Here is a 22088-nt window from a genome sequence, read left to right on the forward strand (position 1 = left end):
TCTCTATGAGGAGCGCGATGCCACGTCTCACCGTATCTTCCCTAGAACCGGGACGGATCGATGAGGCATATCCTCTGATCCGGGCAGCGACGCGCGTCACGGCGCGACGTTGGGCGGCCTATGTCAGGTTGATCCGTCATCGTGGCGGCGATGTCGTAGTCGTCACCGATAGAGATGATCGGATTTATGGCACTGCCGCCTTCCGAAGCGGCAGCACATTGCGCCATCCACGTTGCCTGATCGTCGATGCAATCGCAGCATTCGAGGTCGGTGAGCTAGCGACCATCAAGGGTGAGTTGTGCAAAGCCTTGCAAAGCGAAGCGATCGCACGGGGATGCACCGCAATCCTTGTCCAGACTGCAGTTTCGAAGACGACAGCGGAGCAGGGTTCGGATCAATGGCGCGGCCTCGGCTTCACGCCGGAAAGTATGACTGTAGTCTATGAGTTGAGAGCACCGCGCGAGGTCGGCACAAGTCAAGATCAGATCAAAAGATAGATTGCCAGCAATACCGACACCACCATCACAATCAGCCAAACCCATGGCCACCCCTCACCCTGACTACCTTCATGGGCGTGCGTGGTCTCGAGCGGAGCAGCGCTATGCTCGGTATTGTAGATTTCGTCGTGGCGCCTCTTGATGTCGGGATTCAGTGCCGCATTGGCGGGCCTATCGGAATGTTCGGTCACCCTGCATCTCCTTGAACTGCGCATTCGCACGAATGCAATCGTCGCTCGACCATCGTCGCGAGCAGAGCCTTCCCGGGCGCATCGCTTTCGCGCATTCGCGTCGTGAGGGTCGCCCAATCATCCGCACTGGCATGAAGCTCGAACCAGGTCACCGCTCCACGCACCCACTTATCGAGCGGCCCTCCGTTGGCGGCGGCGCGGCATTTCGCCGCCATTTCCACGTCTTCTTCTTCCAACCAGTTGGCAAAGCCAGCCGCATCCCGGGCCGCAGCGGCGAGAATGTCTCCCACCATCATCAGCCCACTCCCGCCAGGTCGATGCCGCGAACCGGATATTTTTGCGCCAGCGCGGCCACGTAACGTGCCGCCGCCATCGTCCAACTCCGTGCTTCCAGCATTTCCGCTATGCGGTCCTTGACGACGTCATAGGGAAGTTGCTTCCCGGCGATACGGCGGTGGACATAGAGAATATGCCAGCCATGGCGCGAGCGGACGGGTTCCCGGCCCATTTCGCCTACACCCAGCGCCTCGATCGCGGCCTCGATCGGCGGGGTGAGCTCGCCTTTACGAAGCTGGCCGAGCGAACCGTCCTGCTTGCCTGATGGGCAACCGGAATAATCGCGAGCCGCAGCCGCGAACGCCTGCATTTCGCCGTCAATCTCGGCAATCAGCTTCTCTGCGAGTTGTTTGGCGCGATGCCAGCCGCCACGCGTGTCCTCTTCGGGTTCGATCAGGATATGGGCAGCTTCCGTCAGCGCCGGTGCGGCGAAACGCGACGGGTCGGCGTCATAGGCCCGGCGACATTCGGTTTCGCCGGGCCGCTCGGCATCGACCGCTTCTTCGAGCAAACTGCCGATGGCCGCTTCGGCCTCGTCCTCATCCGCCCCGGCTTCACGGCGGAGAAGTTCGCGCACGGTCAGCGCACGGGCCGCTGCGAGCCAGGCGTCCTCGGCGCTCGCGGCGGGATGATTCTGCATCTCGCGGGCGATGGCCGCTTCGTCGATCGGCTGACCATCGACACTGACCGGGCCGCCAATTTCGATCGGCTCGGACGGCTCGGGTTCGGGACCGCCGCACCCACTGGTTTCGCAGGCGCTCGGCATGACCGGTTGAGGTCGCTCGGCCTCGCCGCCGAGGGTCAGGACGTCCAGCTTTCTCATCCGCGGAAATCCTTCGCGACAGGTGCGCCGGCGGGTACGCCACGCCGCTTGCGCGAGCGCACGATCTGATAGCCTGGCCGCATCAGGAACCAGATGGGGGCACTCCAGACATGAACGAGACGGGTGAACGGGGTGACCAGGAACAAGGTCAGCCCCAGGACGATGTGCAATTTGTAGATCATCGCCACGTCCTTGATATTGTCGGGCGCCCCCGGATCGAGCCTCAGGATACCGTTGGCCCAGCTCATGAACTTGACCATTTCGCTGCCGTCGAGGTGATCGAGCGTCCAGTAGGTGGTGAGCACGCCCAGCGTGATCTGCACCCACAGCAGCACCAGCACCATGATGTCGCCGAACGACGAACTCATCCGGATGCGCTTGTCGAACAGGCGACGGTGGAGCAGCAAGCTGCACCCGATCCACGCCGCGACCCCAGCGATCCCGCCGACGACCATCGCTGCGGTCTGCTTGAAGCCGTGACTGATTCCGGCCGCATCGAACACGCCGATCGGCGTCAGCATGCCGACGAAATGGCCCCCGAGCAGCACGAGGATGCCGAGGTGGAAGAGATTCGAACCCCACGCCATCTGCTTTCGGCGCAGGAACTGGCTAGACTGCGAACGCCAGCTATAGGGATTGGCGTCGAAGCGCAGGATCGAGCCGACCACCAGCACGGTGACCGCGAGATAGGGATACCAGCCGAACGCAAGCTGGTTGATGAAATCCGTCATCGGTCGGTCTCCTTGTCATTCTTGCGGTTCGAAGCGCGAATCTTGGCGACGACTCCGGTCGGCCCACCCATCGCGTGCGCGCCGCTCATCTCGAACGAGATCGGCGCCTCCTCCCATTCGGCATCGAGCTCCTCGAAGCTCTGCGCGTCCTCGTCGCCCTTGGTGCTCAGTTCGGCGATCTCCTCGCTGCTCACCTCGCCCTTCCCGAGCGCTACGAGCGCATGGAAAATGGCGGCAAAATCGCTGCCTTTCTCGTCGAGCCGCTCGGCCAGCGCGGCAAAGACATGCGCCGGCTGCGCGAGGGTCTCGCGCGCTTCCGCCTCGGGTAGGCACGAGGCATATTCCAGGAACACGGGAATGAAGTCGGGCAATTCCCTCGCGTCGAGGAAGATGCCGATCGCGGCATATTGCTCGGCAAGGTCGATCATCGCCTGGCCGCGCTCCTTGCCGTCGCCATGGACATGCTCGAACAGATGGAGCGAGAGCGCGCGCCCACGGTCGAACAATTCGCTGTAGCGCGCCTGGAGATCGAGGACGTCCTCCTCGGCGCTACGCTTGAGCAGCGGTTCGAGCCGCCGCCGGTCGGCACGCGAAAGCGCTCCTTCCCCGACCAGGACACCGCGGATCTCGCCGACATGGGCGCGCAGTTCCTCGCTCGGATAGGTCAAGAGCGCGGCCAACCCGCGCAGGGTCATCATCATGCTCATCGCCCCGCTCCTTCCGGACGCTTGGTCTGGGCACGCTTGGCCCCGAACAGGTTGGTCTTGCTGCTGCCCTGGGTCGCCTCGTGGAAACCGAAGCCCGACTGGCCGCGCAGGACATAGGCATCCTCGTCCCACTCGCGCCGTGCGGTCGGGATGACGTATCGGTCCTCATAGGCGGCGAGCGCCATGATGCGGTACATCTCGTCGATCGTCGCACCGGTCAGCCCGACGCGCTCGGCAATGCCCTCGTCGGTGCGACCTTCGACGCTCTTGGCACGCATGTAGGCACGCATGGCGAGCATCCGTTCGAGCGCCTTGGCGACCGGCTCCTCGTCGCCTGCAGTCAAGAGGTTGGCGAGATAGCGCATCGGGATGCGCAGCGAGCGCACGTCGGGCATGTTATCCTGCACGGCCATCTTGCCTGCTTCGGCCGCCGACTGGATCGGCGACAAAGGCGGGACGTACCAGACCATCGGCAGGGTGCGATATTCCGGGTGCAGCGGGAAGGCGACCTTCCACTCCATCGCCATCTTGTAGACGGGTGAGCGGCGGGCGGCCTCAAGCCACTGCTCCGAGATCCCTTCCGCCCGGGCCGCAGCTTGCACCTCGGGGTCATGCGGGTCGAGAAATACGCCCAGCTGCGCGGGGTAAAGATCCTTCTCGTCCTCGACCGAGGCAGCTTCTTCGATCCGATCGGCATCGTAGAGCAGCACGCCAAGGTAGCGGATGCGCCCGACGCAGGTTTCCGAACAGACGGTCGGCTGGCCGGTCTCGATACGCGGGTAGCAGAAGATGCACTTCTCCGACTTGCCGCTCGACCAGTTGTAATAGATCTTCTTGTACGGACAGCCCGACACGCACATGCGCCAGCCGCGGCATTTTTCCTGGTCGATCAGGACGATGCCGTCTTCCTCGCGCTTGTAGATCGCGCCCGACGGGCACGAGGCAAGGCAGGTCGGGTTGAGGCAATGTTCGCATAGCCTCGGCAGGTACATCATGAAGGTCTTTTCGAACTCGCCGTAGATCTCCTTCTCGACGCCTGCGAAATTGCTGTCGTGCGACCGCTTGGAGAATTCGCCGCCGAGCATGTCTTCCCAGTTGCCCGACCACTCGATCTTCTCGAGATTCTCGCCCGTTACCAGTGACCTGGGTCGCGCGGTCGGCTGCGCCTGCAGTTCGGGCGCAGACTGCAGCCAGTCGTAATCGAACGTATAGGGTTCGTAGAAATCGTCGATCTCGGGCAGATGCGGGTTGGCGAAGATCTTCGAGAGGATCCGCCACTTGCCACCCTGTTTGGGGACCAATTTACCCGCCTTGGTGCGAACCCAGCCGCCCTTCCAGCGCTCCTGGTTCTCCCAGTCCTTGGGATAACCGATCCCGGGCTTGGTCTCGACATTGTTGAACCAGGCGTATTCGACGCCCTCGCGGTTGGTCCAAACGTTCTTGCAGGTGATCGAGCAGGTGTGACAGCCGATACACTTGTCGAGATTGAGGACCATGCCGATTTGCGCGCGGACCTTCATGATACGACCTCCTTCCGGGTCGCATCGCCGGCTTCGTCGGCCGCCTTGTCGAACCAGTTCACCTTGCTCATCTTGCGCACGATCACGAATTCGTCGCGATTGGCACCGACCGTCCCGTAATAGTTGAAGCCGTAGGCCAGTTGCGCATAGCCGCCGATCATGTGGGTCGGCTTCATGTTGATGCGCGTCACGCTGTTGTGGATGCCGCCGCGCTGGCCAGTCACTTCGGACCCGACCGTGTTCACCAGCTTCTCCTGCGCGTGATACATCAGCGCCGAACCCGGCATGATGCGCTGCGAGACGATTGCGCGTGCGGTCAGCGCCCCGTTGATGTTGAACACCTCGATCCAGTCATTGTCCTCGATCCCCGCCTCGCGCGCATCGTCTTCGCTGATCCACACCGTCGGCCCGCCGCGATTGAGCGAGAGCATGATGAGATTCTCGGTATAGGTCGAATGGATGCCCCACTTCTGGTGCGGGGTCAGGATGTTGAGCTGGATTTCCTTGTTGCCGTTGGGCAGCTGGCCCAGCACGTTCATCACCGTCTTGGTATCGATCGGCGGCCGATAGGTCACGAAGCCTTCGCCGAAGGCCCGCATCCAGTGATGATCCTGGTAAAGCTGCTGGCGCCCGGTGAGCGTGCGCCACGGGATCAGCTCGTGCACGTTGGTGTAGCCGGCATTGTAGCAGACCTTCTCGCTTTCCAGCCCCGACCAGATCGGGGACGAGATGATCTTGCGCGGCTGCGCGGCGACGTCGCGGAAGCGGATCTTTTCCTCCTCCTTCCCCTCGGCGAGGTGAAGGTGATCGCGCCCGGTTGCTTTGCCCAGGGATTCCCAAGCCTTCACGGCGACTTCGCCATTGGTCTCGGGCGCGAGCATCAGGATCGTCTCGCAGGCATCGATATCGCTCTCGATCTTTGGACGCCCCTTGGCCGGCCCTTCGAGAACGCGACCGTTGAGGTCACCGAGCGCCTCGATCTCATGGTCGGTATTCCAAGCGAGGCCCTTCCCGCCATTGCCGAGCTTGTCCATCAACGGCCCTAGCGAGGTGAAGCGCGCATAGGTCTCGGGATAGTTGCGCTCGACCAGAGTGACCGTAGGCATGGTCTTGCCCGGTACCGGATCGCATTCACCCTTGAGCCAGTCCTTGGGTTCGTAGGGCTGCGCCATTTCCATCGGCGTGTCGTGCTGGATCGGGTTCAGAACCACATCATGCTCGACCCCCAGTACCTCCGGCGCGACCTCGCTGAACTTCTTCGCGATGGTGCGGAAGATCTGCCAGTCGCTCCGCGTCTCCCAGGCCGGATCCACTGCCGCCTGCAGCGGGTGGATGAACGGGTGCATGTCGGACGTGTTGAGGTCGTCCTTCTCGTACCAGGTCGCCGTCGGCAGGACGATGTCCGAGTAGAGCGAGGTGGTCGACATGCGAAAGTCGATATTGACCATCAGGTCGAGCTTGCCGACCGGCGCCTCCGCGTGGAACTTGACGTCGCGCGGTCGCACGACCCCTGCCTCCTCGGCATCGGTGCCGACGACGCCGTGCATCGATCCGACGAGGTGCTTGAGGAAATATTCGTGCCCCTTGCCACTCGCGCCGAGCAGGTTGCAGCGCCAGGTGAACAGGTTGCGCGGCCAGTTGACCGGATTGTCGGGATCGAGGCTGGCAGGCTTGAGGCTTCCCTCCTTCCAGCGCTCGGCCACCGTCTGGCCGGCATCGAGGCCAGCTTCGTGGATTTCCTTGCCCAGGTCGAGCGGGTTGGCCTGCAGTTGCGGCGCACTGGGCAACCAGCCCATCCGCTCCGCCTTGGCGTTGAAATCGATCAGGCTGCCGCCCCAGTCTCCCTTGGGCGCGAGCGGCGATATGATCTCGTCGATCTTGAGCGATTCATAGCGCCACTGGTCGGTATGGGCATACCAGAAGCTGGTGCCGTTCATCTGGCGCGGCGGGCGCTGCCAATCGAGCGCGAAGGCCAGTGGGAGCCAGCCCGACTGCGGACGGAGCTTCTCCTGGCCGACATAATGCGACCAGCCGCCACCCGACTGGCCGATGCAACCGCACATGATCAGGAGGGACATGATGCCCCGATAGTTCATGTCCATGTGGTACCAATGGTTCAGGCCCGCCCCGAGGATGACCATCGAGCGGCCCTTGGTCTTTTCCGCCGTGTCGGCGAATTCGCGCGCGGTCTGGATGATCGCCTGGCGCGGCACGCCGGTGACCTTCTCGGCCCATGCCGGGGTGAAGGGCGTGTCGTCGTCGAAATCTTTGGCGACATTGCCCCCCCCGAAGCCGCGATCGACGCCATAATTGGCGCAGTAGAGGTCGAAGACGGTGGCGACTTTTGCAGTCGATCCGTCAGCCAGTTTCACTTCCTTGACCGGGATATTGCGTTCGAGCACGTCGTCGTGATCTGTGGCGACGAAATCGTGCGGTGCGACCCCGCCGAAATAGGGGAAGGCGACCGAAGCGATGCCGTCATTGTCATCGGCAAGCGTGGTTTGTAGCCGGACGTCCTTGCCCTTGCCGTCTTTCTCCTCGAGGTTCCACTTGCCCTTGTCGCCCCAGCGATAGCCGACCGAGCCCAGCGGCGCGACGAGCTTGCCGCTCGTCTCGTCGATCGCGACGGCCTTCCAGTCGGGATTGGCTTCTTCGCCCAGCGCGCCTTTCAGATCGGCACAGCGCAGCATGTGGCCCGGAACCAGCCTGCCGTCCTGTTCCTCCAGCCGAACGAGCAGCGGGAAGTCGGAATATTTGCGCGTATAGTCGGCGAAATATTCCGCCTGACGCTCGACGTAGAACTCCTTGAGCACGACATGACCGAACGCCATTGCGAGCGCGGCGTCGGTGCCCTGCTTGGGATGCAGCCACATGTCGGAGAACTTGGCCGCTTCGTTATAGTCGGGCGCGATCACCACGCTCTTGGCCCCGCGATAGCGCGCTTCGGAATAGAAGTGCGCGTCGGGTGTGCGGGTCATCGGGATGTTCGAGCCCCACACGAGCAGGAAGCCCGCATTGTACCAGTCCGCGCTCTCGGGGACGTCGGTCTGTTCGCCCCAGGTCTGCGGGCTCGAGGGCGGAAGGTCGCAATACCAGTCGTAGAAGGAGAGCAAATTGCCCCCGATCAGCGACAAATAGCGCGCGCCGCCGGCATAGCTCACCATGCTCATCGCCGGGATTGGCGAGAAGCCCGCGATGCGGTCGGGGCCATATTTCCTGATCGTGTGCGCGTTGGCCGCCGCGATGATCTCGGAGACTTCCTCCCAGTCGACGCGCACGAAGCCGCCGCGCCCGCGCTTGGACACCCAGTCCTGGCGCTTGCCAGTGTCGCTGACGATCGAATCCCACGCCGCGACCGGGCTCATCGTTTTGCGCGCCTCGCGCCAGTGCCTGAGCAGCCGCTGGCGTACCAGCGGGTATTTGATCCGGGTTCCCGAATAGAGATACCAGCTGTAGCTCGCCCCGCGCGGGCAGCCGCGCGGCTCGTGGTTGGGAAGGTCGGGCCGGGTGCGCGGATAATCGGTCTGCTGGGTTTCCCAGGTGACGATCCCGCCCTTGACGTAGATCTTCCACGAGCAGCTGCCCGTACAGTTCACCCCGTGGGTCGAGCGGACGATCTTGTCCGCCGCCCAACGCTTGCGATAGGCGTCTTCCCAGTCGCGCGCTTCGTCGGTGGTGATCCCGTGCCCGTCGGAGAATTTCTCCTGCGAGCGACGGAAATAAGTCAGGCGATCGAGAAAATGGCTCATCTCTCGCTAAGCTCCTGTCAGGCCGGCTGTGCGGCGAGGGTGGAAGAAGGCATCGGGTCTTCGCGCCCGCGCTCGATGTCGTGGAGCATCCCGCCCTTGCGGGTGTAGACCCGCCAGGTGATCACCGCGCACAGCGCGTAGAAGGCCATGAAGCCCCATAGTGCCGCGTTGGGAGTGCCGGTCAGCTCGATCGAGGTGCCGTACGATTTCGGGATGAAGAAGGCCCCGTAGGCCGCGATCGCCGAGGTGAAGCCGATGATCGCTGCCGATTCCTTCTCCGCCTTTCGCAGCTGCACGTCGGCGGCATCGTTCGGGTAGATGCGCACCATTTCCTTGCGCATCATGATCGGGATCATCTGGAAGGTCGACGCGTTGCCCACGCCGGTCGCGAAGAACAGCAGCATGAACATCGCGAAGAAGCCCCAGAACGCACCTTCCTGCTCCTTGATGCCAAGGAAGTAGAGCACGCCGGCAACCGCCGCGATCATCATCAGGAACACCCAGAAGGTGACGCGTCCGCCGCCCCACTTGTCCGAGATCCACCCGGTCGCGGCGCGCGAGACCGCACCCACGAGCGGGCCGAGGAAAACATATTTGAGGCTGTCGACGTCCGGGAAGGCGATCTTCGACAAGAGCGGGAAGCCCGCCGAGTAGCCGATGAACGACCCGAAGGTCCCGGTGTAGAGCACGCACATGATCCAGTTATGCTTGCGCTGGAAGATCACCGCCTGGTCGGCGAAGCTCGCCTTGGCCGAGGCGATGTCGTTCATCCCGAACCAGGCGAAGGCCGCCGAAATCAGGATGAAGGGCACCCAGATGAAGCCCGCATTCTGGATCCACAGTGGCTCGCCGCCCGCGACCTGCTGCGGTTCGCCGCCCAGCGCGCCGAACACGCCCATGGTGATCACGATCGGGACGAGGAACTGCATCACCGACACACCGGCATTGCCGAGCCCCGCATTGAGCGCGAGCGCATTACCCTTCTGCCGCTTGGGGAAGAAGAAGCTGATATTGGCCATCGAGGAGGCGAAGTTGCCGCCGCCAAGGCCGCACAGCAGCGCCAGCACCAGGAAGATGAAGTAGGGAGTGTCGGGGTTCTGCACCGCATAGCCGATGCCGAAGGCCGGGATCAGCAGCGAGAGGGTCGACAGGGTGGTCCACAGGCGACCGCCGAAGATCGGGACCATGAAGCTGTAGAAGATGCGCAGGGTCGCGCCCGCCAGCCCCGGTAGTGCCGCCAGCCAGAAGAGCTGGTTGGTACTGTAGTCGAAGCCGATATTGGGCAGCTTTGCGACCACCACCGACCAGACCATCCAGACCGAGAAGGCGAGCAACAGGCAGGGGATCGAGATCCACAGGTTGCGTTGCGCGATCTTGGCCCCCTTGTCGGCCCAGAACTCCTCGTCCTCGGGACGCCAGTCCTCGATAACGGCGCTGGCCGACTTGTGCTTTGCCGGTTCGTGGATGTGCTGCATCTCGGCGAACTGCGGCAGTTCGCCCAGTTCCTTGCCCATCGCCTTCTGCTCCATCTGGCGCACCGAGAAGTGCATCCATGCGAGCGACACGGCGACGATCAGGAACAGCAGCATGAAGCAACTGGTCCACACGCCAATGACGTCGTTCATCACGCCGAAGGTGATCGGCAGGATGAACCCGCCGAGCCCGCCGATCATGCCGACGAGACCGCCGACCGAGCCGACATTGCCGGGGTAGTAGACGGGGATGTGCTTGTAGACCGCGGCCTTGCCCAGCGACATAAAGAAGCCGAGGATGAACACGGTGACGACGAAGGGCACGAGGCTCATCTCGGTCGAGAAGGCGATCGGGCCGCGAATGCCGTCGATGATATAGTCGGTTTTCGGATAGCTCAGCATGAACAGGCAGATGAGCGACACGATGAAGGTCGCGTACATCACCTTGCGCGCGCCGTAGCGATCGGACAGGTGCCCGCCATAGGCCCGGAACAGGCTGGCCGGGATCGAGTAGGCCGCCGCGAGCAGTCCCGCGGTCTTGATGTCGAGCCCGTACACTTCGATGAGATATTTTGGCAGCCACAGCGCCAGCGCGACGAATGCGCCGAACACGAAAAAGTAATAGAGCGAGAAGCGCCAGACCTGCTGGTTCTTGAGCGGCTCGAGCTGCAGCCAGGCCGCGCGCGGCTTCTCGCCCGAACGCTTGCGCGCGGCGTGTTCCGGGTCGTCCTGGGTGGTGAGGTAGAAGATCACCGCAGTGGCCGCGAGAACCGCCGCCCAGAGCTGTGCGACCGCGGTCCAGCCGGCTGCGACGAGTACCAGCGGCGCGACCATCTTGGTCACCGCCGCACCCACGTTGCCCGCCCCGAAGATGCCGAGTGCGGTACCCTGCTTCTCTTTGGGGTAGAATTTGGAGACGTAGGCGATGCCGACCGCAAAACTGCCGCCCGCAAGGCCGACGCCGAGCGCGGCGAGCAGGAACATCTCGTAGGTGCTGGCATAGGAAAGGATGAAGGTCGCCGCCGCCGCTGCCAGCATGGTCAGGGCGAAGACGATCCGCCCGCCATATTGGTCGGTCCAGATGCCGAGGAAGATGCGACTGAGAGAGCCGGTGAGGATCGGCGTGCCGACGAGCAGGCCGAACTGGGTGTCGCTAAGGCCGAGGTCGGCCTTGATCTGCACCCCGATGATCGAGAAGATCGTCCACACCGCAAAGCAGATGGTGAACGCGAAGGTGCTCATGCCGAGGATCTTCCCCGCGCCTTGCGCCTTCTGGTCTAAAAGTCCTTCAGTCATCTAAGCTCCCCCGATATCTGGGTTGAGATGTTCAACTTCATTGCGCTGACTGGCACAGGCGGATGGCCAGCTCTTTGATCTCAATCATTTCCGATCTTCGCCCTCATCCGCCAGTAGTGCTCATGTGGCGCGCGAGTGCTGGCGCTTTTTTCGAAAGGTCGAATTCATGGCCCCTGGGCTTGCCCGCGAGGAGGCGATCGAGCAGCGCGTCGACATGCGCCGCGCCGCCTTCGCGCAGCGCCTCGCGAAGCTCGACCTTCTGCTCGTGCCCTAGACAGCCGAACACGGTGCCGGTCGCCGCGACGCGGATGCGATTACAGCCGTCGCAGAAATTGCCTGACAGCGGCGTGATGAAGCCGACGCGGATATCAAGGTCTGGCGATTGCCAGTAACGCGCCGGGCCTCCGGTGCGGTGGGGGGAAGGGGTAAGGCCGAACGTGTCGACCAAACGGTCGCGGACGCGATCGAGCGGCAGGTAATATTGGGTACGATCCTGCTCGACCTCGCCAAGCGGCATAGTCTCGATCAGCGTGAGATCTTGACCTTCCGCGTCGCACCAACGGACCATGTCGGCGACCTCGCCCTCATTGACGCCCTTGAGGCCGACCATGTTGATCTTGATCGCGATGCCGGCACGCCGTGCGGCCGCAATGCCGTCGAGCACCTGCGCGAGGCTCGCGCCGCGGGTAAGATAGAAGAATCGGTCGGGGTCGCGCGTATCGAGGCTGACGTTGATCCGCTTCACCCCCGCTGCGGCCAGCCCCTCGGCATGGCGCGCGAGCTGTGACCCGTTGGTGGTCAGCGTGAGTTCGTCGAGCCCCTCGCCGACACGCTCGCCGAGCCAGCCGATGAGCTTGTCGACATCCTTGCGGACCAGCGGCTCGCCACCGGTCAGGCGGATCCGTTTGACCCCGCGCGCGATGAAGATGTCGGCGAGCTCGACGATCTCCTCGAGCGTCATGAGGTCGCGGCGAGGCAGGAACTGCATCTTCTCCGCCATGCAATAGCGGCAGCGGAAGTCGCAGCGGTCGGTGACCGAAATGCGCACGTAATCGATGCGGCGGCCGAAGCCGTCGATCATCTCCTGGGGAGCAGCAATCTTGTCGAATCGGTTCATCGAAACCCCTCGCTAGGCTGTCGTTTGCCGACTGCCCGGCGAGGGGTCTGTGATCTGAATCAAACCCGCGCGGAAAAGCTCATCCGCACTTGGAATATCCGCAGTCGGTGCACTTGAGGCAGCCTTCGGCCTTGACCATCTGGTGTCCGCCGCATTGCGGACAGCTTGCCGCTGCGGCGCCGGTAGCAGGCACCTTGGCAGGTTCGGCGGTACCGGCGAGCGAGGCGAGATGCCGCTCGACGATGTCGCCGATCGCGGCGAGCAGCGAGGGCACGTAGCGCCCGTGCATCCACGCCCCGCCGCGCGGATCGAACACGGCCTTCAATTCCTCGGCGACGAAATCGAGATCGCCCCCGCGGCGAAACACCGCCGAGATCATCCGCGTGAGCGCGAGCGTCCAGGCGTAGTGCTCCATGTTCTTGGAATTGATGAAGATCTCGAACGGCCGCCGCGCGGCGCCCTCGCCGATATCATTGATGGTGATGTAGACCGCGTGCGCGCTCTCGGGCCATTTGAGTTTGTAGGTCGACCCGTGCAGCGTCTCCTCGCGCGGCTCGAGCGCGGGGCCATCCGGCTCGGGAACGGGGTCGGCCTTGGGCGTGATTGAGAGCACCGAGCCCGTCACCGCGTTGGGGCGGTAGGTGGTGAGCCCCTTGCAGCCCAAGTGATAGCCTTCGACATAGATGTCGGCGAAGTCGTCGAACGCGATATCCTCTGGGCAGTTGACCGTCTTGGAGATGCTGCTGTCGATCAGCGCCTGCGCCGCCGCCTGCATCGCGAGATGGTCCGAGGGCGTGAGCGTCTGCGCGCTCACGAACAGCTCTTCGGGCGGGGCCTCGTCGCCCTTCACCTGCTTCCAGACGCGAAGTGCATAGTCCTCGACCGGCTCGAACCGCTCACTCCCGTCAGCTTCGAGAATGCGTCGCTCGTAATGATAGGCGAAGACCGGCTCGATCCCCGAGGAGACATTGCCCGCCAGCAACGAGGTCGTCCCGGTCGGTGCGATCGAGGTGAGGCAGCCGTTGCGCAGCCCGTGTTTCGCGATCAAGGCGCGCGTGTCCTCGTCGAGCGAGGCAAGGTTGGGAGTCTCGAGCATCACGGGGTCCCACAGCGGGAACGCCCCCTTCTCCTTCGCCAGCAGCGCCGAGGCGCGATAGGCCTCGCGCTTGATCACGCCGAGCCAGCGCCGCGTCGCCTCAACCGCCCCCGCGCTTCCATAGGCATGGCCGGTGAAGAGCAGCGCGTCGGCAAGCCCGGTGATGCCCAGCCCGATTCGCCGCTTGGCCTTGGCCTCTTCCTCCTGTTCGCTCAGCGGGAAGCGCGAAATGTCGATCACGTTGTCGAGCATTCGAACGGCAGTTCGCACGACCTCGGCCAGTTCCTCCTCGTCGAGATCGGCTCCCTCCTCGAAGGGTCGCGCGACCAGCCGCGCGAGATTGACCGAGCCGAGCAGGCAGGCGCCGTAAGGCGGCAACATCTGCTCGCCGCACGGGTTGCTCGCGCTGATCGTCTCGCAATGGGCGAGATTGTTCGCCTGCGCCACACGATCGATGAAGATCACGCCGGGCTCGGCGCAATCGTAGGTCGCGCGCATCAGCTTGTCCCAAAGGTCGCGCGCGCGCACCGTGCGATAGGTCTTGCCGGCGAAGACGAGCGGCCAGTCGCCGTCGCTGCCGAGCGCCTCCATGAAGGCGTCGGTGACCAGCACCGAGACATTGAAGTTGCGCAGCCGCGTCGCCTCGCGTTTGGCGCCGATGAACACCTCGATGTCGGGATGGTCGATGCGCAGGCACCCCATCATCGCCCCGCGCCTCGCGCCCGCCGATTGCACCGTGCGGCACATCGCATCCCAGCAGTCCATGAAGGAGAGCGGGCCCGAGGCGTCCGCGCCCACGCCCTTCACCAGCGCGCCTGCCGGGCGGATAGTGGAAAAGTCCATTCCCACGCCCCCGCCCTGCTGCATCGTCAGCGCGGCCTGCTTCAAATGATCGAAGATACCCCCGAGACTGTCGGGGATCGTGCCCATCACGAAGCAATTGAACAGGGTGACCTCACGCCCGGTCCCCGCGCCTGCGAGCACGCGGCCCGCCGGGATGAAGCGAAAGTCGCGCATCGCGTCGGCGAACTGCTCGGCGCGCCGCGCAGGATCGTCCTCCCTCTCGGCCAATGCGCGCGCGACCCGCTCGATCGTCGCGGGATAGTCACCGTCGGCCTCTCCCCCGCCCCCCGGCGGATCGAAGCGATATTTTGCGGTCCAGATCTCTTGCGAAAGCGTATCGACGAACATCGGTCTCCCCCTCTGCATATTGTGGGCCGATGCTATCCGGCCCACGACATGTGGCGATGACCTAGATCATTTGTCGTCGGCGCGCGGCATCAGGAGCATCGGGCCGTAGCGCCAGGCGAACAGGGTGAACGCGGCGATCCAGAGCAGCGCCGACCCGCGCATGAGAAGCATGTACTCGCCCCAGCCGAGCGGCGCCGCGACCCGCGCGATCGCGGCCAGGGTGATCGCGACGTAGAGGGCGGTGGTGACACGGTCGGCCCTGAGCTCGCGCCCGGTATGGCCGAGCGTCGCCCGGCTCATGACGCCAAGGATCATGGTCGCCATCGCCCCGGCGGTGAGCGCGTGGACGGCTGCGCTATGCGGCACGCCCGCGCCCAGCGCTGCCAGCCCGAGAAGGCCGAGCCCCAGGGGAAGCCAGAGATAACCCACGTGGAGAATGAGGACGAGCGGATCGCGCATCGTGCGCCACCCGCGCCAACGCCCAAGCCGCGCCAGCTGGAAGATCGCAGCGCCGATCAGTGCAGCGCCGGTCGATACCTCGAACGGCTTAATGACGAAGGCCAGGAGCGCACCTGCCGTGACAAGCAGCACCAATTGGTCAAAGCGCCCCGGCTGCACGGGCAGCCCCTCGCGGATGCCCTGCTTCATGAGCCAGTTGCGCGTGAAGGACGGAGTGATACGCCCCCCGATCAAGGAGATCATCATCACCACCAGCGCGAGCCCCGCGCGCACCGCGATCACGGGGTCGTCGATCCAACCCATTCCCGCCGCAAGGTCTGCGGCATCGACCAATCCGAAGGCGAAGATCATCAACGCGATCGGCAAGTTGCGATTGCCCGCAAGCAAGATCTCGCGAAGGATGAGGATCGACAGCGCGATGTAGAAACCCGCATCGAGCAACAGCCACAGCCAGGGCGCGCCGACGCCCCATAAAGGGAGCAACCGCGCCGCCAGCCAGGCCGACGCGAGCATGGCGAGGGGCCAGCCCGCGATCGGCAGCCGCCCGGTCCAGTTGGGTACGGCGGTGAGGATGAACCCCGCGACCACTGCGCCGACGAACCCGAACAGCATTTCGTGGCGATGCCACGCCAGGGCATCGAGGTGCGGCACGGGGCTCGTCCCCTGCGCCATCGCCACCAGCCACAGGACGAGCGTGACGATCGCCCACAGAGCGCCGCCGAGGAAGAAGGGCCTGAAGCCTCCGCGCAGCAATGGCGGCGCGGCCGCCATGCGTGCCCGCCTCAGGTTGAGCATCTCCTGCCCGCTGGCGATGCGTTGGCGCTGACTCATCGCGCGACCTCTCTTCTGGGTGATGGGTTGAGGAAAGGGGCCGGGCGACGGGGGCAATTGGGGGTCGTCCCATTGCCCGGCCCCTTTCTTCCGGTCGCGAGCGGGAAGGAATGCCCGCGATCCGGTCCAATCGGGAGGAAGCTGACGCTTGCTGCTAGGTGCAGCATCGCTTGCCCCGATCGGGGGAACTGGCAGGTCGGGCGGGAGGCGATCCGTCGGTTCTCTTTGGTCACTCTTGGTCAAAACCTCGCTTGGATCCGCCCTCGCGTCCGACCTTGATGAGAGGTGTAGGCCCCCGTTCGAGTCGCCGCGATGATGTAGATCAACGGTCACGCGAAAATTCGCGCGGGACGAAGCGATCCTTTTGACGGGGGTTGATACCGATCAATGCGGGCTTGGGGATGGCGCTGCATGACGCGATGCATGGAGCCGTGTCCGAACCTCGCGCCGCGCGATGCGCCTGCCCCTCGCACCTGTGCGCGGATCGCGGAATATCGCCTCGACATGGAGCTTTGCGACCGGCTCGAGACGCTGGCCGACCGGCTCCCGGGGCTCCCTGACGCGCTATGGGTGCAGCAAACGCTCGAAAGCCTCACCGCGGCAGCGGCGCGATGGGAGGAAGGAGCGACCGCCTTGCCAGGCCTCGTCGGCCACGACCCGGCCCGCCGCCTCTACGACAGCGCGCAGGCCTACGACGTTATCGAGGAGTTGCAGCGCTACTGGATGACCCCCGACCCTGCGCGGGTGGGGCAGCTTTCATACATGCTGCGCGCGCTGTTCGAGGGGCGGCTTCGCGCAATGATGATCGAGAGGCTGTGCCTCGGCTGCTCGAACTGCGCCTACTCGGCCGCGTCCTGAAGCGCGGTCACGTCGACCACGCGCAGGCGGCGTCCGCCGCGCTCGGCATCGATTACGCCGGACGAACGCAAATCGGTGAACTGCCGACTGACCGTCTCGATCGTCAGCCCCAGATAATCGGCGATCTCCTGGCGTGCGATCGGCAGGTCGATGGTCCCATCGCACCCGCGCGGAAGCGACAGCAGGAACCAGGCAAGCCGCGCCCGGGCGCTCTTGCGTCCGAGCACCAACTGCCGTTCGCGCGCTTCACGAAGGCTCTTGAGCGTCCGCTCTAGTAATGCGCGTTCGAGCTGGGGCTGATCGTCGAGCACGCGTTCGAAGCCCGAGCGCGGGAAAATGCACAGGTCGGTGTCGGCGAGCGCCTCGGCGGTCACCGCGCTTTCTTCCTCGAATGGCTCGCCGATGAAATCGCCCGAAAAGAGCAACCCGACCGTCTGTTCACGCCCGTCGGCGGTCGAGGCCTGCAGCTTGAGCGCGCCCGTGACGATGTTCGCACAAATCGGGTTATCATCGCCTTCCCAGGTGACGACGCTTCCTTTGGGCACCACCTTGCGGCGACCGAGCAGACTGAGATCGAGCAGCTGCTTGTCGCCCAGCGAACCGCACAGCGCCTTGTCGCGCACAAGACAGTCGAGACAGCGTTGGGGGAGACTCTCTTCCATAGCCCCGCCCACTGCCAGCAAATCGAAGGTTTGTCAGCCCATCTACATTCAAGCGGCATCAGCTTCGAGCCGCACAGGTCGACAGTTGGGCCGGAAACAGACTGGCCGCTCTTGGCGCTGCCGACCATCAAATCAGCCGATCGGCCAAGACGAGGCCTCAACGTCCGCTAACGACCCAATTGCGGGCATCCCGAAACTTCTTGATATCTTCAGCTCCAGACGGATGATCTCGGGGGAGGTCTTGAAGTAGGGGAAGGGTGAAGTAGACTTCTTGGTGGGGGCATCTAGCGTCCTATCCTACCTACTTCTTGCAAGGCTTTTTTTCTCTGAGGAGATTCGCCAAAGCCGCTTTGATTGCGGAGGCCCGAAGCGCAGGTCGGTATTGGGCCGATCTGGCGATCAATCTCGAGGATGACGTCGCGGCCCCCAACCAACAGCAGGTTCTCGACGTCCATTGTCCAGTGTATTAACAGACTGCTACGGTCAAATCAAAAGCAGGCCACCCGATTCGAAGAAGTTCTAAGCCAGTTCAGTCTGTGTGGCGAACCACAACACAGAAAGTGTGTAATGCGAGCGATTGAAATTTTCCTTGCATGGGTAATGGCTGCGACGGCTTTCCCAGCCTCATGCCTTGCCCAATCTATTGCCATTGAGGATGTTACGATCGTCGATGTGCAGCGAGGCGCGCTGCAACCCGGCCGAACAGTTCTAATCGAAGACGGACGAATTTCAGTTGTCGGTCCGGCGGCACAGGTAGAGTTTCCTTCTGATGTCAAAATTGTGGACGGTACCGGTCGATTCCTCATGCCCGGTCTGTGGGACATGCACGTCCACACCATTAGTCCAGGTTTCGCTCCGGGCGCCGCAATTGACGACCTTGCGGCCCTTTATCTCGCCAACGGGATCACTGGCGTTCGTGAGATGGGGTACTACCCAGAGACGACGTTGGAGCTTCGACGGCGGATCGACGACGGGACAATACCGGGCCCACGTATGGTAATCGGCGGGATGGTGGATGGTTCACCGGCGGAATGGCCGTTCGCGATTTCCGTTAGTTCGGCCGATGATGCGCGGGCGGTGGTGAGGCGGCTCAAAGAACAAGGCTTCGACTTTGTAAAGGCTTATTCCTTTCTGTCGCGCGAAGCATACTTCGCGCTAGTCAACGAGGCGAGAGTCGTCGGCATGCCGGTCGTGGGACATATACCGATTACCGTAAGCGCGTCGGAGGCGGCCGAAGCGGGTCAAGTGGGGATTGAGCACCTTGGCGATATGTACACGATGGCGATTGCGTGTTCCGACGCCGAAGAAGACGTCCGCTCTCTGGTTTCCGCGTCTCCTGAGACCCGTGAGGGACGCGTTGAAGCTCTTCTCGCCGGAGCGGACCTCGCCTTAAAGCGCTTCGACCGGGAGAAGTGTCGCTCAGTGATCAAGGAGATGGCAAAACGGGGAGTTTGGCAAACTCCTACCGTCTTTGCCATGCAGGCGGTGACAGCGAGCGCGATCGAGTATTCCCCGCCACTCGATCGCAGATCTTGTTATCTCCCTAAGACCATCCTCGACTTCTGGCGTGCGGACCCCACGGGAGCGAGGACTGAGCTGGATGTGCAGCGCCGCCTTGCTCATTTTTACATCTATCGCTCGGTCATGAAACTCATGCTGGAAGAGAATGTCCGCATGCTAGCCGGAACCGACAGCCCCGTTCCTAACGTTTACCCGGGATTTGCACTGCACGACGAACTTGAGGCCATGGTCAAGTTCGGCATGAGTCCCGTGGATGCGCTTCGCGCAGCCACTTCAGCGCCCGCCGAATTCCTGGGCCTGGCGAACGAGTTGGGCGCTGTAGAGGCCGGCAAAGCGGCTGATTTGGTGCTCCTTAGTCAAAATCCGCTGGACGACATTAACGCTATCCGGGCCATTGAAGCCGTGATTTCTAAGGGACGTATGTTTTCTCGACTGGACCTAGACTCACTTCTTGCCGAAGCCAGAGATAATTCCACCGCGCGCTGTACCTGCTCCGAATGCGACACGGCAGACCCTGCGTCACCCCACACCATTGGGCTTTCTCGAACTGCAGGCGGTAACTAATTTTGGCGGTCCAGTGATGCCGAGTATATTGATAGCTCAGCCCGTCCTTCCGTAGGCTTGGACGCTTTCCGTTGGATGATCGTGGCTCGGTGTCGGATCTCCGCGCCTGCTATGAGGTCGCCGATCTTCAGCTCGACGAGATCGCAGCCTCGTAGCTTGCTGTCGATCGCGAGATCAAACAGCGCCCTGTCACGAAAGCGTTGCTCCCTATCGAGGTGAAAACGGATCGCCCAGATCTGCTTCTGCGTCAGCGGTCGCTTTGGGCCAACCTGTGTGCCTGCGTTCCAAGGGCGCATCGAACGCGCGCGCGGATCGAATTCTGACATTCCCATCTGACTTCTCCTTTGGCCGGCATGGCCAGGAAAGAAACGGTCGTGCACGGGAAGGCGAATGGGACCGAGGTGGCTCGCTTGGCATCGTGACCGAAACGTTCAGTCAGCCTACGACCAAATGTCTCGAACGTGCGAACGACCGGAATGGGGCGCTGTGCAGACACAACTGACAACAGCACCCGGGACTGCCTCCGAGCCTATTTTCCGACAACTGGCTCGCATCTCAGGTTCGGCACATGGCCCCTGTAGACAGGCACCTCGATCGCTGCAGGCTGTAAGTCAGCGGTCAAATTCGGCAGGTGCATCATATTCTCGAGCATGATCTGCAGCTGAGTGGCTTCCGAATACCGTTCATCGGTCTCGCTTTCTCCGACGTGACCCATCAGGTCGGCGCGTTCTTCTTTCGTCACCCGGCCACGCTTGAGCGACACGTTAAAGCTGTGACGCACACCATGAATCTCGGCACCCTCGGATAACCCTCCGCGCTTCCGAATGTGCGCCCAGGCGAGATCGTAGAACTGATCGCCGAAGCTCTCGACGTCGTTGGTCGGCCGGAGTTCGGGAAACAGCGCCTTGTAACGTCGTTTCTCAATCTCCCTGACATAATCGATGAGCCCGAGACGGATCAGTTCGGGGTGGAGCGGCAGGCTTCTGGCGGACGCAGCGGTCTTGATGTCGCCGTTATGGTTCTTCCTGATCCTCACGAACGGGACAGGGGCGTTGAGGACAAAGTCACAGGCGCACAGCTTGCAGATTTCTTCCCGACGGCAACCGAGATAGTAGACCAGCAGCGGAACCCAGTAGAAGAAGTCATGAATGATCGCCTTGCCAGCCTTGAAACGGCGATTGAGGGTCGCCTGCCCTTTGCCTCCACCATGAGGCTGGCTGCCCGTGAAGGTCGGCAGCGCGAAAACCTTCCGCATGTCTTCCTCGCTCGTGGGCGCCCGCTCGTCACGAGCGCGTCGAGAGCGACCATTTTTGCTCACGCGAAGCTTGTCGGTCGTAAAGTTGTTCATCGCGTAGCCCTGCCCCTCTGCCCAATCGAGCAATCTATTGAGGCCAGTGACATCGCGATTGATTGTAGTAGAGGAAGGTCCGCCATCGATCTTCCCGCTCATCGCTTCGTTCTTCGCGACGAGATCCAGGATCATCTGCGCTTCCTTATCGCACAGAGGGCTGAGCTTCTGATTGATAAGCCGGCGCTTCGTCATGAACGTCGCGAGATCGCGCTGCGTGATTGAACTGACCGGAATTTCGCCCATAAGTAGGGTAAAGAGGCGACCGAGGGACATACGCTGTCGTGCAGTTTTCGCCGACCAAACCCCATCGCCTTCCTTGGCTGCAGCTGCGCGAATGCTGATCTCATACAGGTCAGGTGACGTGTCGACCGGGGAAGCCGCCGGCTCAGCCACGGCTTCGGCAGGCATGGGTTCGGGCGACGACTGAGCTGAGGGCGCGCTTCTCGTCGCCTCGTCGGCGGCAAATCGAGACTGGGCCGGCAAGCCGCGCATGATGAGGTCCGCATCCCAGCACGCGTCTCGGTATGGCTCATACATAGCGGCCGTCACCTGCCGGCGGATGCCGTCGTGTGGCTCGAAGCCCATTTCGCGCAAACGAGCATCGACAAAGCGTGGCTTGATGAAGACATGCCCTTTCTCAGCGAGGGCAATGACCTGCTCAAGCTCCTGAACGCGCTTCAGTCCCCACTTCCGGGCCAACACTTCGCGCTCGGCGCCTGTGAAGGGAGCGTCGCCTCCATGCTCGAAACAGCGTTGATAGTAGTCTCCGAACGCCCTGTTTGCGACGGAGTGAGTATCGCTTAGCTGCGGCGAACATCGCTGCTGCTCACAGTAACGGCCCACGAGCTCGTCATAGGCCTGGCGGGCCATGGCCCGGATCTCACTCTCGGTCGGCCGCGCGTCGGCGGCGCGGATTTTCTTCTCCAGCATACGCAACACTTCCCCCGTGGATGCGGTCAGAAATGCCCCCCGGCAGACCGCCTCCTGTTTTTGATATGTTCTCAAGGATACACGCGCCCTGAGACCTCGAAAAGCGGAGATTGAAATTTTCTTCCGCCACCAGAAAACCTGACCGCGGCGATAGATGTTGGGAGGATTCGACATTGAACTGGCCCG

The 22088-nt window shown here is 62.9% G+C and carries 18 protein-coding genes; 3 read left to right on the forward strand and 15 right to left on the reverse strand.

Going from position 1 to position 22088, the window contains the following annotated elements; translation table 11 throughout:
• Window positions 1-17 precede the first annotated feature (17 nt).
• The gene (locus NNY25_RS08800; RefSeq protein WP_265570987.1) at window positions 18-497 is read left to right on the forward strand and encodes a hypothetical protein; all 480 of its coding nucleotides are present in this window, start codon (window positions 18-20) and stop codon (window positions 495-497) included.
• Here the strand turns inward: NNY25_RS08800 and NNY25_RS08805 are convergent.
• The 11 genes from NNY25_RS08805 to NNY25_RS08860 all read right to left on the reverse strand — a co-directional run bounded on the left by NNY25_RS08805 (window position 482) and on the right by NNY25_RS08860 (window position 16016).
• Window positions 482-688 carry a hypothetical protein gene (locus tag NNY25_RS08805; protein WP_265570988.1) on the reverse strand — a complete coding sequence of 69 codons (207 nt, stop codon included), beginning with the start codon at window positions 686-688 and terminating at the stop codon, window positions 482-484. The two genes, NNY25_RS08800 and NNY25_RS08805, sit on opposite strands and share 16 nt — an antisense overlap.
• Entirely contained in the window at window positions 685-984 is a 300-nt protein-coding gene (locus NNY25_RS08810) for a hypothetical protein (RefSeq protein WP_265570989.1), read from the reverse strand. Before NNY25_RS08810 ends, NNY25_RS08805 begins: the two co-directional genes overlap by 4 nt.
• Entirely contained in the window at window positions 984-1847 is an 864-nt protein-coding gene (locus tag NNY25_RS08815; protein WP_265570990.1) for a peptidylprolyl isomerase, read from the reverse strand. Before NNY25_RS08815 ends, NNY25_RS08810 begins: the two co-directional genes overlap by 1 nt.
• On the reverse strand, window positions 1844-2578 hold the full coding sequence (gene narI / locus NNY25_RS08820; protein WP_265570991.1) for a respiratory nitrate reductase subunit gamma: 735 nt from the start codon (window positions 2576-2578) through the stop codon (window positions 1844-1846). Before narI ends, NNY25_RS08815 begins: the two co-directional genes overlap by 4 nt.
• Window positions 2575-3285, reverse strand: a complete 711-nt coding sequence (gene narJ / locus NNY25_RS08825; RefSeq protein ID WP_265570992.1) for a nitrate reductase molybdenum cofactor assembly chaperone — start codon at window positions 3283-3285, stop codon at window positions 2575-2577. The genes narI and narJ overlap by 4 nt, the downstream gene beginning before the upstream one ends.
• Window positions 3282-4805 (reverse strand): nitrate reductase subunit beta, encoded by a 1524-nt coding sequence (gene narH / locus NNY25_RS08830; RefSeq protein ID WP_265570993.1) that lies wholly within the window; start codon window positions 4803-4805, stop codon window positions 3282-3284. Before narH ends, narJ begins: the two co-directional genes overlap by 4 nt.
• Window positions 4802-8554, reverse strand: a complete 3753-nt coding sequence (locus NNY25_RS08835) for a nitrate reductase subunit alpha (RefSeq protein WP_265570994.1) — start codon at window positions 8552-8554, stop codon at window positions 4802-4804. Before NNY25_RS08835 ends, narH begins: the two co-directional genes overlap by 4 nt.
• 17 nt (window positions 8555-8571) lie before the next feature.
• The gene (locus NNY25_RS08840) at window positions 8572-11322 is read right to left on the reverse strand and encodes a nitrate/nitrite transporter (protein ID WP_276591667.1); all 2751 of its coding nucleotides are present in this window, start codon (window positions 11320-11322) and stop codon (window positions 8572-8574) included.
• A 103-nt stretch (window positions 11323-11425) separates the two neighbouring features.
• Window positions 11426-12439, reverse strand: a complete 1014-nt coding sequence (moaA, locus tag NNY25_RS08850) for a GTP 3',8-cyclase MoaA (protein ID WP_265570995.1) — start codon at window positions 12437-12439, stop codon at window positions 11426-11428.
• Between the two features lie 79 nt (window positions 12440-12518).
• On the reverse strand, window positions 12519-14726 hold the full coding sequence (locus NNY25_RS08855) for an adenosylcobalamin-dependent ribonucleoside-diphosphate reductase (protein ID WP_265570996.1): 2208 nt from the start codon (window positions 14724-14726) through the stop codon (window positions 12519-12521).
• 66 nt (window positions 14727-14792) lie between these two features.
• Entirely contained in the window at window positions 14793-16016 is a 1224-nt protein-coding gene (locus NNY25_RS08860; RefSeq protein ID WP_265570997.1) for an NnrS family protein, read from the reverse strand.
• 423 nt (window positions 16017-16439) lie between these two features.
• On the opposite strand from NNY25_RS08860, the gene NNY25_RS08865 reads away from it, so the two are divergent.
• Window positions 16440-16874 carry a hypothetical protein gene (locus NNY25_RS08865; protein WP_265570998.1) on the forward strand — a complete coding sequence of 145 codons (435 nt, stop codon included), beginning with the start codon at window positions 16440-16442 and terminating at the stop codon, window positions 16872-16874.
• Here NNY25_RS08865 and NNY25_RS08870 read toward each other — a convergent pair.
• Window positions 16856-17536: a Crp/Fnr family transcriptional regulator gene (locus NNY25_RS08870; RefSeq protein WP_265570999.1), complete on the reverse strand. Its 681-nt coding sequence runs from the start codon at window positions 17534-17536 to the stop codon at window positions 16856-16858. The two genes, NNY25_RS08865 and NNY25_RS08870, sit on opposite strands and share 19 nt — an antisense overlap.
• A gap of 284 nt (window positions 17537-17820) precedes the next feature.
• Entirely contained in the window at window positions 17821-17991 is a 171-nt protein-coding gene (locus NNY25_RS08875) for a hypothetical protein (protein ID WP_265571000.1), read from the reverse strand.
• 145 nt (window positions 17992-18136) lie between these two features.
• On the opposite strand from NNY25_RS08875, the gene NNY25_RS08880 reads away from it, so the two are divergent.
• Entirely contained in the window at window positions 18137-19621 is a 1485-nt protein-coding gene (locus NNY25_RS08880) for an amidohydrolase family protein (RefSeq protein ID WP_265571001.1), read from the forward strand.
• Here the strand turns inward: NNY25_RS08880 and NNY25_RS08885 are convergent.
• The gene (locus tag NNY25_RS08885) at window positions 19618-19953 is read right to left on the reverse strand and encodes a site-specific integrase (protein ID WP_420854338.1); all 336 of its coding nucleotides are present in this window, start codon (window positions 19951-19953) and stop codon (window positions 19618-19620) included. The two genes, NNY25_RS08880 and NNY25_RS08885, sit on opposite strands and share 4 nt — an antisense overlap.
• A gap of 197 nt (window positions 19954-20150) precedes the next feature.
• Window positions 20151-21902 (reverse strand): site-specific integrase, encoded by a 1752-nt coding sequence (locus NNY25_RS08890; protein ID WP_265571002.1) that lies wholly within the window; start codon window positions 21900-21902, stop codon window positions 20151-20153.
• Window positions 21903-22088: the final 186 nt, after the last annotated feature.

It is taken from the genome of Sphingomicrobium nitratireducens, from assembly GCF_026157035.1.
GTDB classification, from domain to species: domain Bacteria; phylum Pseudomonadota; class Alphaproteobacteria; order Sphingomonadales; family Sphingomonadaceae; genus Sphingomicrobium; species Sphingomicrobium nitratireducens.